The sequence below is a fragment of the Bradyrhizobium sp. USDA 4452 genome, from assembly GCF_054063575.1.
Genome location: NZ_JBSSGK010000001.1, coordinates 8357700 through 8371970 on the forward strand (window position 1 = coordinate 8357700; position 14271 = coordinate 8371970).

Here is a 14271-nt window from a genome sequence, read left to right on the forward strand (position 1 = left end):
CTGGAGCAGGTTTTCTTTGTCGTTTACGTCGCGGCCATCGTCGTCGGAACGACGATGGAGGCAATGTCGCAACTCGCGGCGCGCTGAGTTCCATCCCAGTTTAGACGTGTTCGTACACCGTCCGTCCGCCGACGATCGTCCGGGTCACCCGGCCGGAGAAGCGGGCGTCGTCGAACGGCGTATTCTTGCAGAGCGATTTGAGGTCGTCGCGGTCGAGCACCCAGGGGGTATCGGCGTCGATCACGATCACGTCGGCGGGGGCGCCGGCGCGCAGCGTGCCGCCGGGCAAGCCGAGCAGTTCCGCCGGCCGCGTCGACATTGCCCGGATCAGCGTCTTGAAGTCCATCTCGCCATTGTGGATCAGCCGCAGCGCCGCCGGCAGCATGGTCTGCAGGCCGACCGCGCCGCTCGCCGCTTCCGCAAACGGCAGCCGCTTGACCTCGACGTCTTGCGGATTGTGGTCGCTCATCACGACATCGATCAGCCCGGACGCGAGCGCTGCGACCAGCGCCTTGCGATCCTCCTCGGTACGCAGCGGCGGCGCCAGCTTGAGGAAGGTGCGGTAGGGGCCGATGTCGTTCTCGTTCAGCGTCACGTGGTTGATCGAGACCGAGGCCGAGACGTTGTGGCCGCTATCGCGGGCGCGCTTGAGGATCTCCAGCGACTCGGTCGAGGTCAGCGAGGCCGCGTGATAGCGTCCGCCGGTCAGCCCCGCGAGCCGCATGTCGCGCTCGAGCATGATCGACTCGGCGGCGGTGGGGATTCCCGCGAGACCGAGCCTTGTGGCGAACTCGCCCTCGTTCATTACGCCTTCGCCGACCAGATGCGGGTCCTCGGTGTGATGCACGATCAGCGCGTCGAAATCGCGGGCATAGGTCAGCGCGCGCCGCATCACCTGGGCGTTGGTGACGCTGCGGTCGCCATCGGTAAAGGCGACGGCACCGGCGGCCTTGAGCAGGCCGATCTCGGTCATCTCCTGGCCCTGCATGCCCTTGGTCAGGGCTGCCATCGGGTGGATGTTGACGATCGCGGTGTCGCGGGCGCGGCGCAGCACGAAGTCGACGGTCGCCGAATTGTCGATGACAGGCGAGGTGTCGGGCTGGCAGATGATGGTGGTGATGCCGCCGGCGGCGGCGGCCTGGCTGGCGGAGGCAAAGGTCTCGCGGTGGCTGGCACCGGGTTCACCGACGAAGGCGCGCATGTCGATCAGGCCGGGGGCCACGATCTTGCCGGCGCAATTGACGATGTCGGTGCCTTCGGGGACGCCGGCGGCGCCGATGCCGCGCTTGGCGTCACGGATCACGCCATCGGCGATCAGGACATCGCCCGGACCGTCGAAGTCGCGGGACGGATCGATGACGCGGGCGTTGGCGAGCAGAATGGGGCGGCGGTCAGTCAGCATGGCGTCACGCGTTCGGCAGGTTGCGGGCGAGCGCTTCGAGCACCGCCATGCGAACCGCCACACCCATTTCGACTTGTTCACGGATCAGCGATTGCGCGCCGTCGGCGACGAAAGTGTCGATCTCGACACCGCGGTTCATCGGGCCCGGATGCATCACCAGCGCGTCCGGCTTGGCGTAGCCGAGCTTCTTCTGGTCGAGGCCGAAATAGTGGAAATACTCGCCCGACGACGGCACGAAGGAGCCGTTCATCCGCTCGCGCTGCAACCGCAGCATCATCACGATGTCGGCGCCGTTCAGTCCCTCGCGCATGTCGCGCGCGACCTCGACGCCCATCCGCTCGATGCCGCGCGGCAGCAGCGTGGAGGGGCCCACCACGCGGACGCGGGCGCCCATCGTGTTGAGCAGGAAGATGTTGGAACGCGCCACGCGCGAATGCAGCACGTCGCCGCAGATCGCGATCGTCAGCCCCTCGATCCGGCCCTTGTTGCGCCGGATCGTCAGCGCATCGAGCAGCGCCTGGGTCGGGTGCTCATGGGCGCCATCGCCGGCATTGATCACGGAACCGTCAACCTTGCGCGCCAGCAACTCGACCGCGCCTGAGGCGTGGTGGCGCACCACCAGGATGTCGGGGTGCATCGCGTTGAGCGTCACCGCGGTGTCCATCAAGGTCTCGCCCTTGCGGGTCGACATCGATGACACCGACATGTTCATGACGTCGGCGCCCAGGCGCTTTCCGGCGATCTCGAACGAGGATTGGGTCCGGGTCGAGGCCTCGAAGAACAGATTGACCTGGGTGCGGCCGCGCAAGGAGGCGCGCTTCTTGTCGACCTGGCGGTTGAGCTCGACATACTCCTCGGAGAGGTCGAGCAGGCCCGTGATGTCGTCAGCGGAAAGGCCCTCGATGCCCAGCAGATGCCGGTGACCGAGGACAAAAGTCGATTTTAATGATGGGGTCATTAAAGCGAGAGCTATAGGCGCGGATGGCCGGTGGGGCAAGCGCGAAGAGGGCCCGCAGGAGTTTTCCCCGAGTAAGATGGGGCTGGGTTTCTCGGCGGACATGCCTGGGCTTGTGGCGGGTCACCGCTGGCTTGCTTTTGCTGGTCTTTCCGGAACAAGAGGTGGACGGCCGGGACCAACCCGGCGGCTGCGCCGGAGCTTGAGCTCATGAAAATTGTCGTGATCCTCGTTGCCGTTGCGGGCTTGGTCTCCCCGGTCCTTGCCCAGGGCCTTCCGGGCGGCTTCGCGTTCCTGCGCGAGATCGACCCGACCATCATTCAGGATATCCGCTACGCGACCTCCAACAATTTCATGGGGCGGCCGATCGCGGGCTATGGCGCTGCGGAATGCGTGGTGAAGCGGGAGGTCGGGCTGCGGCTCAAGGCCGTGCAGCAGGAGCTGGCGCGGCAAAGCCTGTCGCTGAAAATGTTCGATTGCTACCGGCCGGCCCGCGCGGTCGCCGACATGGTGGCGTGGTCGAAGAACGGCAAGGAGACCGCCGCCGAGCGACGCTACAACCCGGCGTTCTCGAAGGCGGACCTGTTCCGCCTCGGCTATATCGCCACGCATTCGGGGCACTCGACTGGCGCCGCGGTCGATCTCACGCTGGTCGATCTTCGCGCCGACAATTCGCGCAAGTTCGATCCCGCCAAGGACTACGCCGACTGCACCGCGCCGGTCGCGGACCGTGCGCCCGAAGGCAGCGTCGACATGGGTACCGGCTATGACTGCTCCGACGTGAAGGGGCATACCGCTGCCAGTGCGATCACGCCGGCGCAGCGACGCTGGCGCAACCTTCTGGTCGCCGCGATGGCCCGCCAGGTATTTGCCAATTATTCCAAGGAATGGTGGCACTTCTCGCTGCCGGGGGCGGGCGGGCCGGCCTATGATTTCCCGATCACGCGCGCGCATTAGAGCGGGACGACTATTCTTCTAATAGTCATCCCGCTCTATCTCTTCGGTTTGAGCATGATCTTTTCGGAAAACCGCTACACACTTTTCCGGATCATGCTCTAGCGGCTGGATTTTCTTCAAATCCAAGGCGCTTCCGCAACACAAAGCTTGCCATCGCTGAAGTAGCCGAATGCGCATTCAACACTCCTTAATTGCGGCCGTATCAAGTGCCCGCATTGCGGGAGCACGAAACATGCGTTGGGCTGTTGTCATTGTTGCCGTCGGCGCGTTCGGCATCGCGATCTACGACCAGTACGACAAGGGTGCGAACTACCAGCGTGTCGATGCGCGCATCAGCAGCGTCAACGACCAGTGCTATCTGGAAAAGGTCGAGCGCGGCGTCATCACCAAGACGACCTTCACGTCGGACCTTACTCGCTGCGAAACCGCCGAGCTGCTGCGGAAGGAGCATCCGAAGTGGCAGGGCTATCACGTGATGCACAAGATCGAGGTGCGCGTCGTCTATGTCTCGCCGGTCGATGGCGTCTCGCACCAGTCGAGCCTGGAGATGTCGTACTTCCCGAGCGGCAAGCCGCTGCGCGCCGGCGAGGTTTTTCCGGTACTGGCCTCCAAGACCAAGGCAGAGAAGACGCGCATGATCTGATCGTCGCGTCGGTTCGGGAGGATTGGAGTTCAACCATGCGCCTGGGCCTCTACGGAATGATCGCCATCGGCGTCGCGGGCCTCTATGCCTATATCGAGCTCGACAAGCGGGTGAACTTCCGTCCGATCGACGCGCGCGTCAGCAGCGTCAAGGAGCAATGCTACATGGAGAGGACCGAGGGCAATCGGAGCTCGACCTCCGATCTGTTGCCCTGCGAGCTTGTCGAGCTGCTGGCGCGCCATCATCCGAAATGGCAGGGCGCCGACATCAAGCACAAGATCGAGATCCGGTTTGCCTACATCTCTCCGGCGGACGGGGCCGCGCATGAATCGAACCTGCAACTGGCGGCCTATCCGTATGACCGGCCGCTGCACGCCGGCGACATCTTTCCGGTGCAGGCGTCCCTGAAAGAGGCCAATAGAACCCGCGCCAACGATTGGCTGGACCGGCGGCTCGGTCGCGACGCGCCGAGCCACGGAAGCATCTAGCGCAGGGATTGATCAATCCGACGACGGCCCGGCGCACGCTCAACTAAACGCCAATGAACCCGCGGCGCAGCAGCCCGGCCAGAGTGCCGCGAAGACTGGCGACACTGGCAACGTTATTTTGGGACGCGCTGAAAAGCCGCACCACCAGACGCTGATACTGTTCGGCACTCGGCTCAAGGCGCGCCAGCACCGTGCGGCCGGATCGCGAGACCATGGACATGTCGGTCCATCCCAAGCCCTCCAGGTGAATTCTATAGTGCCAGCCGGCAAGCTCGAGCGTCTCGCCAGCAGCGCCCGCGAGCCGCACCGAGGACGGCGATATTGCGAGCAGCCGGCACGAAAGGATTTTTCCTTCGCCGGCGAGCCAGACGAACTCGTCCGTCTCGAACATAGGACCGGAACGCGGCACTTCGAAGCAGACCAGAAACGCGATGAAGGCGATCAACATCGCGATGGCCGCCCACAACAGGTTGAAGAAATCGAGAGAGGAGATTTCGTCGGCGGCGTAGGGGGAGATGAACTCCCATATGATGCTGGCGGCGGAGCTCGCCGCGATCAGCCCAAAGATGGCGGCAAGCTTCCAGTGAACCCGCGGCGCCGATCGATCGCCTCCCTTGTCGGTGATTTTGAAGGGGCGTCCGAATGGCTTGACCATGGCGGTGAACAGGGTTGCGGTCACCGCAAAGCAGGTGACGGCATGCGTCGCCTCCATGAACAAGGGCAGCGTCCGCGCGCGCGATATCCAGCTCATGTAGACGATTTGCCCGAGCAGGGCCGGCATGCCGTAGCGCAGGAAGGACTGATAGTCGGCCTCGAACGCGGGTAGCCCGCCGAACCAATAGATGGTCGGCGCGATCAACAGCAGTACCATGAACGGCTTGGAGAGCCAGTTCAGCACGCCGTGCAGATAGTGCCAGCGCTCGGTGAAGCGGAAGCCGCGGCCAAATAGCGGTCCGTTGCGCAGCAATGCGACCTGGATGGTGCCGAGGCACCAGCGAGCTCGCTGAGTGACATATTCCGGAATGCCTTCGGCTGAAAGTCCGAAACTGAGCGGCTCGTTGAGCCAGGCCGTGCGATAGCCGTGCGCCAGCATGGTGTAGGTGAGATTGATATCCTCCGAGACGGCCTGGTCGGGAAAGCCGCCGATCTCATCCAGACGGTCACGGCGAACGATAAAGGAGGTGCCGACGCAGAATGCGCAGCCCCACGCATCCTTGGCCGGTTGAAAGATGTCGAAAAATAACCGTTGATCGTCGACCCAGCTCTTTTCCGCCAGCAGATTGTGTTGGATCGGATCAGCGTTGTAGTAGAATTGCGGGGTCTGCACGATCGCAACCCCCGGATCGGACAGCAGCACGCCGATCGTGCGCTTCAGGAAATCCCGCCGTGGCGCGAAATCCGCATCGAGCACCAGAATGACAGGCGCATTTGTCGCTCGAGCGGTTGCGATCAATCCGTTATTGAGATTGCCGGCCTTGGCGCCCTTGTTATCGGGCCGCGTCAGGTAACGCGCGCCGACCCGGTCGCAATAGTCCCGCAGCCAGTCGCGTCTCGTATCATCGAGCACCCAGACCGTCGCATGGGCATAGTCGAGCGCCAGTGCGCTCAGGATCGATCGCTCGAGGATTTCGAGTGGTTCGTCATAGGTACAGATGAAGACGTCGACGGCCGGATTGCGATCTTCCGAAGCCAAAAGCTGTTGTGAAGCGTCGGCCTGCGCGGTGCGGTCGGTGCTGCGGAACAGGATGACGATCGATATCAGCGTGTAGAGGATCGCAAGCAACTCGAATGCAATGAAGAGTCGCGGCCAGAGACTTTGCGCCGACCACTCAAATGGCGGCAGCGTGTCGTTCCACCGCCACAGCGCGTAAACGGTCAGAAGGGCCGCCGTCGTCGCCCCGAACAGGATACGGTGGCCGGCGCGCAGCGGCTCCAGAAGTCGCGCCATGACCAGAAGCCCGAGCAAAATTCCGATGTCGATGGCCAGGATCGATGAATTATCAGCGGCAGTCGGAAACATCAGCGTATCCTCTTCCCCGTGAACGGATTCCAGCCTGTTTCAGCCAGCGCGGCCCACGCCGTCGCGCCGAGATGCGGGCGGCGATAATAGAAAAAGTCCGGAACGCCGCCGGTTGGATCGATCGACAATCCCGTCGTCAGTCGCGCCGGACGCGCGGCGTTGAGCAGGCCGGACGACGTCTGGTCCGCCTTCAGGTTGCCCAGCAGCCGATCGCTTTCGCGGGTGTCGCCGACGATCCGGTAGGCCAGGGCGGCCTGCGCCGTGCCCTCTACCCAGAGGCCGTCGCGATCGCCGTTGAAGTCAAAGCCGCCATCGACCCCGAGGTGAGCTTTCGCGAAACCGAGCGTGCTCTTCCATGCCGGGAGCGATTCAGGAATTGCCATCCAGGGCCAAAGCTGGGCGTCGAGCGCGAGCAGACCTTCGTCCGCAAGGCTGCCGTCAGGCTTGGTCCCAAGCAGGAAATGATCGCCGCGAAAAGCGCGATCGAGCAGTCGCTTGGCCTGTCCGGCCGCGCCGTCGTATTTCTGGTCACCAGTCAGGCGAAACAGCCAGCGCGCGGCGGCGTGAACATCGGCGTTGTGCTCGGTCGACATCCAGGTGAGCTTGACCTGCTTCGGATCATAGCCGTGGAAGCCGCCGTGAAAGCCATCCTGCGAAGCGGTTGTGTCGATCACCCAATCGATCAGGCGCCTTGCATCGGCGAGATATTGTGGATTCCCGGTTGCCTGATGCAGCGTCAGCAATGCCAATGCGGCCCAGGCCACGTTTCCGGTGGAGCTGCCGTCCTGCGCCGCGTCCTCCGCCCAGATATTGGCATGCCCATCCCACCAGCCGGGCAGATCGGGAACGACCTTGTTCAGCGCGCCGGCACGGTAGGCATTGCGCACGCGGCCATCATCGAAGCTGCGGTCCTTGGCAACGGCGCGACTCAGCGCGTTGCCGATCGGTCTTGCATCCGACACGTAGCCGCAGGCAATCAGCGCAATGGCGGCGAGCGCGTTGTCGTAGACGAACGCCGTCGTTGCGAGACCCGCCGGAAGCGTCGATTCATCCGTGCCGGGGTCATAGCTCCGGATGAAAACCGCGTCGGCCGCGCTTGCGCGTGGGGCGACGGCCCTTTGCAACCCAGCGCAGAAAACGTTTGCGGTTGGGGCGGTGTGGCCCGCTGCGGGCGCGCCCAGGACGACCGCGCATAGCGTCATCACGATGGCAGACTTCATCGCGATACGAGGGTGCGAGTTCCGGGCGATCCATTCTCACCGGCGGTTGGCTGCTGCGGTTGCGAGGCCCGGAATGCATCCTGCAGACGAGCGATGCCAGAACGCCGCGCATCCGCGTCCGATGACGTGCTCTGCGCGGTGCTGATGGTGCCTGCGTCGTCCCGAATCCACGAAGCGACGAAATGGCCGAGCCGTCGCCACGTGACCGACATCGAGGGGACTACGCCATTCTCGCGCGTCACTGTCACCCATTGGCCGACCTGACAGGCGGACGCCTCTGCCGTCGCTGCTTGCTGCACCGGTCCGCCGTCGTTCGCCGCGTCCGGGCTAATGATGGCGTAGAGCTCGCGCCGCTCGGTTTGCGGGAACGGAACGGCAAAGCGTTCATCGGTCTTGTCGCTGGTCTTCGGCACAACCGCAGTGACGACGCCGGATCGCAACGAACTCCCGTCGATGCGGACGCGCGTGCCGGGCGTCATGCTCTGGCCCTGCCGGTAGGAGAAGATGGCGACAATAAAGGGCTTGTCACAGTTGATGACAGAGCTGATGGTGTCACCGGCGCTCACGTGCCGTCCCATCGCGGCTCCGACGGTCAATACCTTGCCCTGGCCGCGCGCAAGGACTTTGGCGTCGGCCAAAGTCGCCAGCCGTTTTTGTTCGGCGTCGATCAGCTGCTCGAGGTCGGCGAGCACCGCGATCTGCTGCCGTTCCTCGATTTTCATCCGCTTGGCATCCAGATCGATGTCCCTGCGCTTCTGAGCCAGATTGTTGAGCGCAACCAACTCGTCGCCGATATAGATGCCCTTGCTCAGGGCGTTGAGCTGTGCCGTTTTTTGGTTGAGCTTGGCTATTTCTGCGTCCGCGCCATGCATCGCCGCAGCATATTGCTGGGTCGTCGGCCTGAGCATGTCCATGCTCGCGGCATTGCGTGTCACCATGTTGGTCTGTCTGTCGACCAGGGCTTTCTTTTCACTTGTCGCAGCGTTGGATTGAGCAACGCGGGCGCGAAGCTCCTCGATCTGCGACTGGAACTGCCCCTTGAGCTGGTTTGTCTGGTCAGCGAGCTCGCCGTCGAGAGACGAAACATAGTTGACGTCCGAGTCGTATTTTGAGCGCGTCGCATCGAGCTTCTGCCGTGCGTCGGACGCCTTTTCCTGCAACGAGATGAGGGTCCAGCGATCAAGTCTTGGATTGCTGATTTGCGCCAGCGTGTCGCCATCGCGGACGTCGTGACCCGGAAGCGCCGTCAACGAATCGATTTCGCCACTGATTGGCGCCGTCAGAAGCGTAACGGGTGCGTTGACTACGGCGCGATCGGACTGGTCTGCAATGATCGGCGGCGCTACCGCTGTCAGCATCAGGACAGACAGCAATCCCGCCACGGCGACCGCGGATATTCTCAGTATTCCCTGATGTTTCCGCACGGTGCCGCGGGTTTCGGATCTGTCAATCATCAATTCTCTCTCGGTCGGGAGGGCCCTGGAAGCGCACTTCTTGTTGGCGGACTGTTTTTCGCGGCGCCGGTTAGCGACTGCAACAATGCTGACCGCATTTGGTTGCTGCCAAAAATGCGGCGATGAAAAATGCAGCAAGAACGATGCACCACGAGAGAGGTGGTCTCCAAGCCGGAGAGCTGGTTCCAACTGCAGGGGCGGGCGGTCAGTCGAGGTCAAATGCGCTCGCGGCTTTCCGGGCCATGGCGACGCCGATATTGCACCGGCATTGCCCGGGCATCGTGGGGCAAATCAGCCCAATTCAGGAACTGGCAGCCCGGCAGAAGCCGCATTTTTCGCTGCCCGGCGCCTCCTTGCGGGCTATGATCGCCCGATTCCAATGCGCGACGAATAGCCCGTGGTCGCGACCGTCCGCTTGACCAAGCGCGCAGCGAGACCCATTGCCGAGGCGACCATGACGAAGGCTCCGTTTGCCACCCACGACGTGCTCAACCAGTCGCCGCCGTTTTGGGATATCGACCTGTTCACGACGGATGCGCCGCTGGTCGCGGCTGTTGCCGCCAATGGCGCCGCCGCGGCCACCGCCGAGCTGTCGGATTTCGGCAAGCATTGGGGTTCCGCCGCCATGGCGGAGCGCGGCCGCATTGCCAACGAGAACCAGCCGAAACTGCGCACCTTCGATGCCAGAGGCAATCGCCGCGACGAGGTGGAGTTTCATCCGGCCTATCACGAGTTGATGGCGCACTCGGCGCATGCCGGCGTGCACAATTCGACCTGGACCGCCGACGGCAAGCCGGCTGGCGGCGCGGCCGAAGTGATGCGCGCGGCAAGATTCTACATCGCCGCGCAGGTCGAAACCGGTCATCTCTGTCCGATCACGATGACCCGCGCCTCGGTCGCGGCGCTGGCCTCGCAGCCGGACATCCTGGCGAAGACGATGCCGGTGATCGGAACGCGCGCCTACGACCCGGGTTTTGCGCCGTGGTGGACCAAGCGCGGCATGACGCTCGGCATGGGCATGACCGAGAAGCAGGGCGGCACCGATGTGCGCGCCAACATGACGCGCGCCGAGCGCGACGGCGATGGCTATCGCATCACCGGGCACAAATGGTTCATGTCGGCGCCGATGTGCGACGCGTTCCTGGTGCTGGCGCAGACCAAGGATGGCTTGAGCTGTTTCTTCATGCCGCGCTTTGCGCCCGACGGCACCGTCAATGCGATCCACTTCCAGCGCCTGAAGGACAAGCTCGGCAACCGCTCCAACGCCTCGTCGGAGGTCGAATTCCACGGCGCCCATGCCGAATTGATCGGGGAGGAGGGCAAGGGCATCCGCACCATCATTCAGATGGTGCAGCTGACGCGGCAGGACTGCGCGATCGCCTCCGCGGGCCTGATGCGCTCGGGGCTGGCGCACGCGCTCAATCACGCCCGCCATCGCAGCGTGTTCCAGAAGCATCTCGCCGATCAGCCGCTGATGCAGGCGGTGCTGTCGGACATGGCGCTGCATGTCGAGGCGTCCATCGCGCTGGTAATGCGGCTGTGCCGCGCCTTCGATCGCGCGCCCGCCGACGCGGCCGAGGCCGCCTATATGCGGCTGCTGACGCCGGCGATCAAATACTGGATCTGCAAGAATGCACCGGGCTTCCTCTATGAGGCGATGGAGTGCCTCGGCGGCAATGGCTACGTCGAGGAGGGCACTCTGGCGCGCCATTACCGGGAAGCGCCGGTCAATGCGATCTGGGAGGGCTCCGGCAATGTGATGTGCCTCGACGTGCTCCGCGCGCTCGGCCGCGAAGCCGATGCCGCGCTCGCCGTGCTGCGTACGCTCGCCGATGAGACCAGGGGCCTGCCCGGCGCCGCTGAGGCGGTCGCCTCGATCGGACAATCGTTCCGCCGGCCGGACAGCGAACGCATCGCACGGCTTGCGGTCGAGAAGCTGGCGCTGCTGGCGGCCGCCGCCGCGCTCAACCAGGTCACGCCGAAAAACGCCGAGTTGTTTGCTGTGACCCGGCTTGCCGAACGCCACGCCGGCATGTACGGCGCGGTGGATCTCTCCGATGCCGATCAGCGCGCGCTGCTGGCGCGGGCGCTGCCATGAAGGTTTGCTGATGGACGCACTCAATCCCGATACTTCGCCGTCGGCTCTCGAACCGCCGCCGCGCCCGCCGCGGGTCTGGAAGTTTTGGGGCACCGCGCTGTGGGGTCTCTTGATCTTCGTCGCAATGTTCGTCGGCCAGGTCGCCGTCGTCATCTACCGCATCATCGCGCAGGGCGGCGAACTGTCGGCGGCCGGCATCACCCATGTCGTCGCCGACGGTCTGACGATCTCGCTCTCGGTTCTCGCCGGCTTGCCGATGGTGCTGCTGGCGCTGTGGTTCGCGATCCGCCGCACCGGCATCCCATTCGCCGATTACCTCGGGCTGCGCGGCACGTCGTGGAAGAACGTCATCATCGGCGTCGTCGCGCTCGCCGTGCTGGTCGGCGCCTGGGACATGGTGTCCCGCGCCGCCGGCCGCGAGGTGACGCCGGGCTTCATGGGCGACGTGCTGAAATCGGCACAGGAGCACAGCGCGCTGTGGCTGCTGGTGATCGCCTTCGCCGTGGCCGCGCCGCTCTGGGAGGAACTGTTCGCGCGCGGCTGGCTCTATCGCGGCTGGTCGGAATCCAGGCTCGGCCCCTATGGCGCGATCCTGCTGTCGTCGATCGTCTGGACCGTGATGCACCTGCAGTACGACTGGTTCTTCCTCTGCGAGGTGCTGTCGATAGGCCTCCTGTTCGGCTATCTGCGCTTCCGCACCGGCTCGACTTGGCTGACCATCCTGCTGCACGGGCTGAACAATTTTGCCGCGACGCTCCAGACCTGGTGGCTAGCGGGCTGAGAGTTCCCTGTGCTAGGTTGAGTTCAGGCCCACCTTCGCTGCAACGTTGCTGCAGAAAAATCCATATGTCGAACTTCGAAAATGCCGGCGCGCCGGTCCCGGCTTCGGCGAAACCGCCGCGGGTATGGGATTTCCTGGAGACGACGCTTGTTGGCCTTCTCGCCTACGGTGCGTTTCTTCTGACGGGAGGGCTTGGTGTTCTTATCCTCATGCACGCGCAGTATGGGACAATCCCGATTGCTCAGGTTGGGCTTGAGGGACGCTGGCAGGGCGCAGGTCTGGTGCTCGGAAGTCCAGCCGCTGTTGCGGTGCTTTGGGTCGCTGTCCGCAAGCTCGATCGGGACTTTTCCGAGTACCTTGCGCTCAATTGGCCTAGTTCAAGAGAGCTTTCTCTCGCATTCGCCATCGCGGCAGCTCTGCTGATTGTGGAGAGCTGTTTTCTTACTTTCGTAGGAGCAGACACGAGTTGGGCCGCTCCCAATCTGAACGTGCAGGGGCGGGTTGGCTTGCTCACCTTCCTGATCGGCTGCTGCTTGGCCGCGCCGATCATGGAGGAGCTTGTTTTCCGCGGCTTTTTGTTTCGAGGATGGTCGCAGTCCTTCCTCGGACCAATCGGTGCCATCGTCTTGACATCCCTGGTTTGGGCTCTCAATCACACGCAGTACGATTGGTCCTATCGTTCTTGTCTATTCGTTTTCGGCCTCGCTCTGGGCTACTTTCGTTGGCGCAGTAATTCGACCTGGCTGACTGTGATTGTTCACTCGGCCTTGAACATAGTCAGCTGCTTCATGATAGGCCCTTACGTTTAACGCGCCATCGCGACGATCACGATCGGCGCTGCGATGGCCGCCGGAATCGTCTACAGCGCGACAATCCGGAACCAGCAGTGCTGCGTCGCCGCCCATCGGGAGGTTGACGAAAGGGATGCCAGCGGCCCCCTCGAGTGCTATGATCTGGATCAAAGAACGAGCGCGGGCCGGACTGAAACCAGGCAGCGGCGGCTGCCGTCGTGCGAGCTCTTCCCATGGCCACGTTGATCCGAACGCTCTTTGCCAGCGTCGTCGCGCTGGCGTCTCTCGGTGCCATCACGCAGCAGGTGCGCGATCAGGGCGTGACCGACACTGAAATCCGCATCGGCAATCTGATGCCGTATAGCGGCGCGCTCGAGATTTTCGGCCAGATCGGCAAGGCCGAAGCCGCCTATTTCGAGATGATCAACGAACGCGGCGGCATCAATGGCCGCAAGATCCGCTTCATGTCCTATGACGATCTGTCGGATGCGTCCAACGCGATGGATCTCACGCGCATCCTGGTCGAGACGGATAATGTGCTCTTGATGTTCGGCTCGTTCGGCACGCCGGAGAATCTCGCGGTGCGGAAGTATCTCAATGAACGGCAGGTCCCGCAGCTTTTCGTTGCCTCCGGCGATCAGGACCTCAGCGAGCCGTCGCTCTATCCGTGGACCATGGGCTGGCAGCCCTCGTACCGCGAGGAGGGGCGCATCTACGCCAATTACATCCAGGCCTTCTATCCCGGGAAGAAGATCGTGGCGCTCTGGGAGAATGACCAGTTCGGGCGTGAATTGTTCAAGGGATTGGTCCAGGGTCTGGGAGACGTCGCCCAGAACATCAGGGTCGACATCGCCTATGACGTCGACGATCAGCATCTGGACGGCCACATCTCGATCCTGAAGCAATCGGGCGCCGAGGTTTTCGTGTTTGCCGGGGGTACCGGAAAATGCCTCGAAGGTGATCCGCGCTGCCGCCGAGCACGGCTGGCGGCCGGTGTTCGTCGTGAACCAGATGGCGTCATCGATCGAGACGGTGCTCAAGCCGGCCGGCACGGAGAATGCGACCGGCGTCATCACCGCCGCCTTCCTGAAGGACGCGAGCGATCCGGCGTGGAAGGAAGATCAGGGCGCATGGCACAGCTTCATGGACAAATATACCAAGGCCGGGGGCAAGGACGACGCTGCCGCTGTCTATGGCTATGCTGCTGCCGAAACGCTGGTCCAGGTGCTCAGGCAATGCGGCAACGATCTGTCGCGCGAGAACGTCATGAAGCAGGCCGCGGCGCTGAGGGATTATCAGGCATCCGCCTTGCTGCCGGGCATCAAGATCAACACCACGCAGTTCCGGCCGGTCGAGCAATTGCGGTTGCTGCAGTTCGATGGCCGCAGCTGGCAGCCGATCGGCGATGTGCTCGATAGGGCGTTCACTGGTTCGAGCGGGAAATAACGACGACTGGCGGAAC

At 63.5% G+C, this 14271-nt stretch carries 11 protein-coding genes and 1 pseudogene; 7 read left to right on the forward strand and 5 right to left on the reverse strand.

Features of this window, described 5'->3' with window-relative positions; all coding sequences use genetic code 11:
- Positions 1–100 precede the first annotated feature (100 nt).
- A complete protein-coding gene (locus ACVISU_RS39530; protein ID WP_050399753.1) occupies positions 101–1402 on the reverse strand; it encodes a dihydroorotase in 1302 nt (433 codons plus the stop codon).
- 4 nt (positions 1403–1406) lie between these two features.
- Positions 1407–2360 (reverse strand): aspartate carbamoyltransferase catalytic subunit, encoded by a 954-nt coding sequence (locus ACVISU_RS39535; RefSeq protein ID WP_050399752.1) that lies wholly within the window; start codon positions 2358–2360, stop codon positions 1407–1409.
- Positions 2361–2567: 207 nt separating this feature from the next.
- Here ACVISU_RS39535 and ACVISU_RS39540 point away from each other — a divergent pair, with 207 nt between their 5' ends.
- The 3 genes from ACVISU_RS39540 to ACVISU_RS39550 all read left to right on the forward strand — a co-directional run bounded on the left by ACVISU_RS39540 (position 2568) and on the right by ACVISU_RS39550 (position 4445).
- The gene (locus ACVISU_RS39540) at positions 2568–3314 is read left to right on the forward strand and encodes a M15 family metallopeptidase (RefSeq protein WP_456710539.1); all 747 of its coding nucleotides are present in this window, start codon (positions 2568–2570) and stop codon (positions 3312–3314) included.
- Between the two features lie 232 nt (positions 3315–3546).
- A complete protein-coding gene (locus ACVISU_RS39545; protein WP_456710540.1) occupies positions 3547–3957 on the forward strand; it encodes a hypothetical protein in 411 nt (136 codons plus the stop codon).
- Positions 3958–3992: 35 nt separating this feature from the next.
- Positions 3993–4445: a hypothetical protein gene (locus ACVISU_RS39550; RefSeq protein ID WP_456710541.1), complete on the forward strand. Its 453-nt coding sequence runs from the start codon at positions 3993–3995 to the stop codon at positions 4443–4445.
- Between the two features lie 43 nt (positions 4446–4488).
- On the opposite strand, the gene ACVISU_RS39555 is transcribed toward ACVISU_RS39550, so the two are convergent.
- Genes ACVISU_RS39555 through ACVISU_RS39565 form a run of 3 tightly spaced genes read right to left on the reverse strand, consistent with a single transcriptional unit; the run spans position 4489 to position 9277 of the window.
- Positions 4489–6465: a glycosyltransferase family 2 protein gene (locus ACVISU_RS39555; protein WP_050399749.1), complete on the reverse strand. Its 1977-nt coding sequence runs from the start codon at positions 6463–6465 to the stop codon at positions 4489–4491.
- Positions 6465–7667: a hypothetical protein gene (locus ACVISU_RS39560; protein ID WP_456710991.1), complete on the reverse strand. Its 1203-nt coding sequence runs from the start codon at positions 7665–7667 to the stop codon at positions 6465–6467. The genes ACVISU_RS39555 and ACVISU_RS39560 overlap by 1 nt, the downstream gene beginning before the upstream one ends.
- Before the next feature lie 14 nt (positions 7668–7681).
- Positions 7682–9277, reverse strand: coding sequence for an HlyD family secretion protein (locus tag ACVISU_RS39565; protein WP_456710542.1), 1596 nt, complete (start codon positions 9275–9277; stop codon positions 7682–7684).
- Between the two features lie 316 nt (positions 9278–9593).
- Between ACVISU_RS39565 and ACVISU_RS39570 the strand changes: the two genes are divergently transcribed.
- The 4 genes and pseudogenes from ACVISU_RS39570 to ACVISU_RS39585 all read left to right on the forward strand — a co-directional run bounded on the left by ACVISU_RS39570 (position 9594) and on the right by ACVISU_RS39585 (position 14255).
- Positions 9594–11237: an isovaleryl-CoA dehydrogenase gene (locus tag ACVISU_RS39570; protein WP_456710543.1), complete on the forward strand. Its 1644-nt coding sequence runs from the start codon at positions 9594–9596 to the stop codon at positions 11235–11237.
- Between the two features lie 10 nt (positions 11238–11247).
- A complete protein-coding gene (locus tag ACVISU_RS39575) occupies positions 11248–12018 on the forward strand; it encodes a CPBP family intramembrane glutamic endopeptidase (RefSeq protein ID WP_456710544.1) in 771 nt (256 codons plus the stop codon).
- A gap of 65 nt (positions 12019–12083) precedes the next feature.
- Positions 12084–12827, forward strand: coding sequence for a CPBP family intramembrane glutamic endopeptidase (locus ACVISU_RS39580; RefSeq protein ID WP_456710545.1), 744 nt, complete (start codon positions 12084–12086; stop codon positions 12825–12827).
- 215 nt (positions 12828–13042) lie between these two features.
- Positions 13043–14255 (forward strand): annotated as a pseudogene (locus ACVISU_RS39585) (ABC transporter substrate-binding protein).
- Positions 14256–14271: the final 16 nt, after the last annotated feature.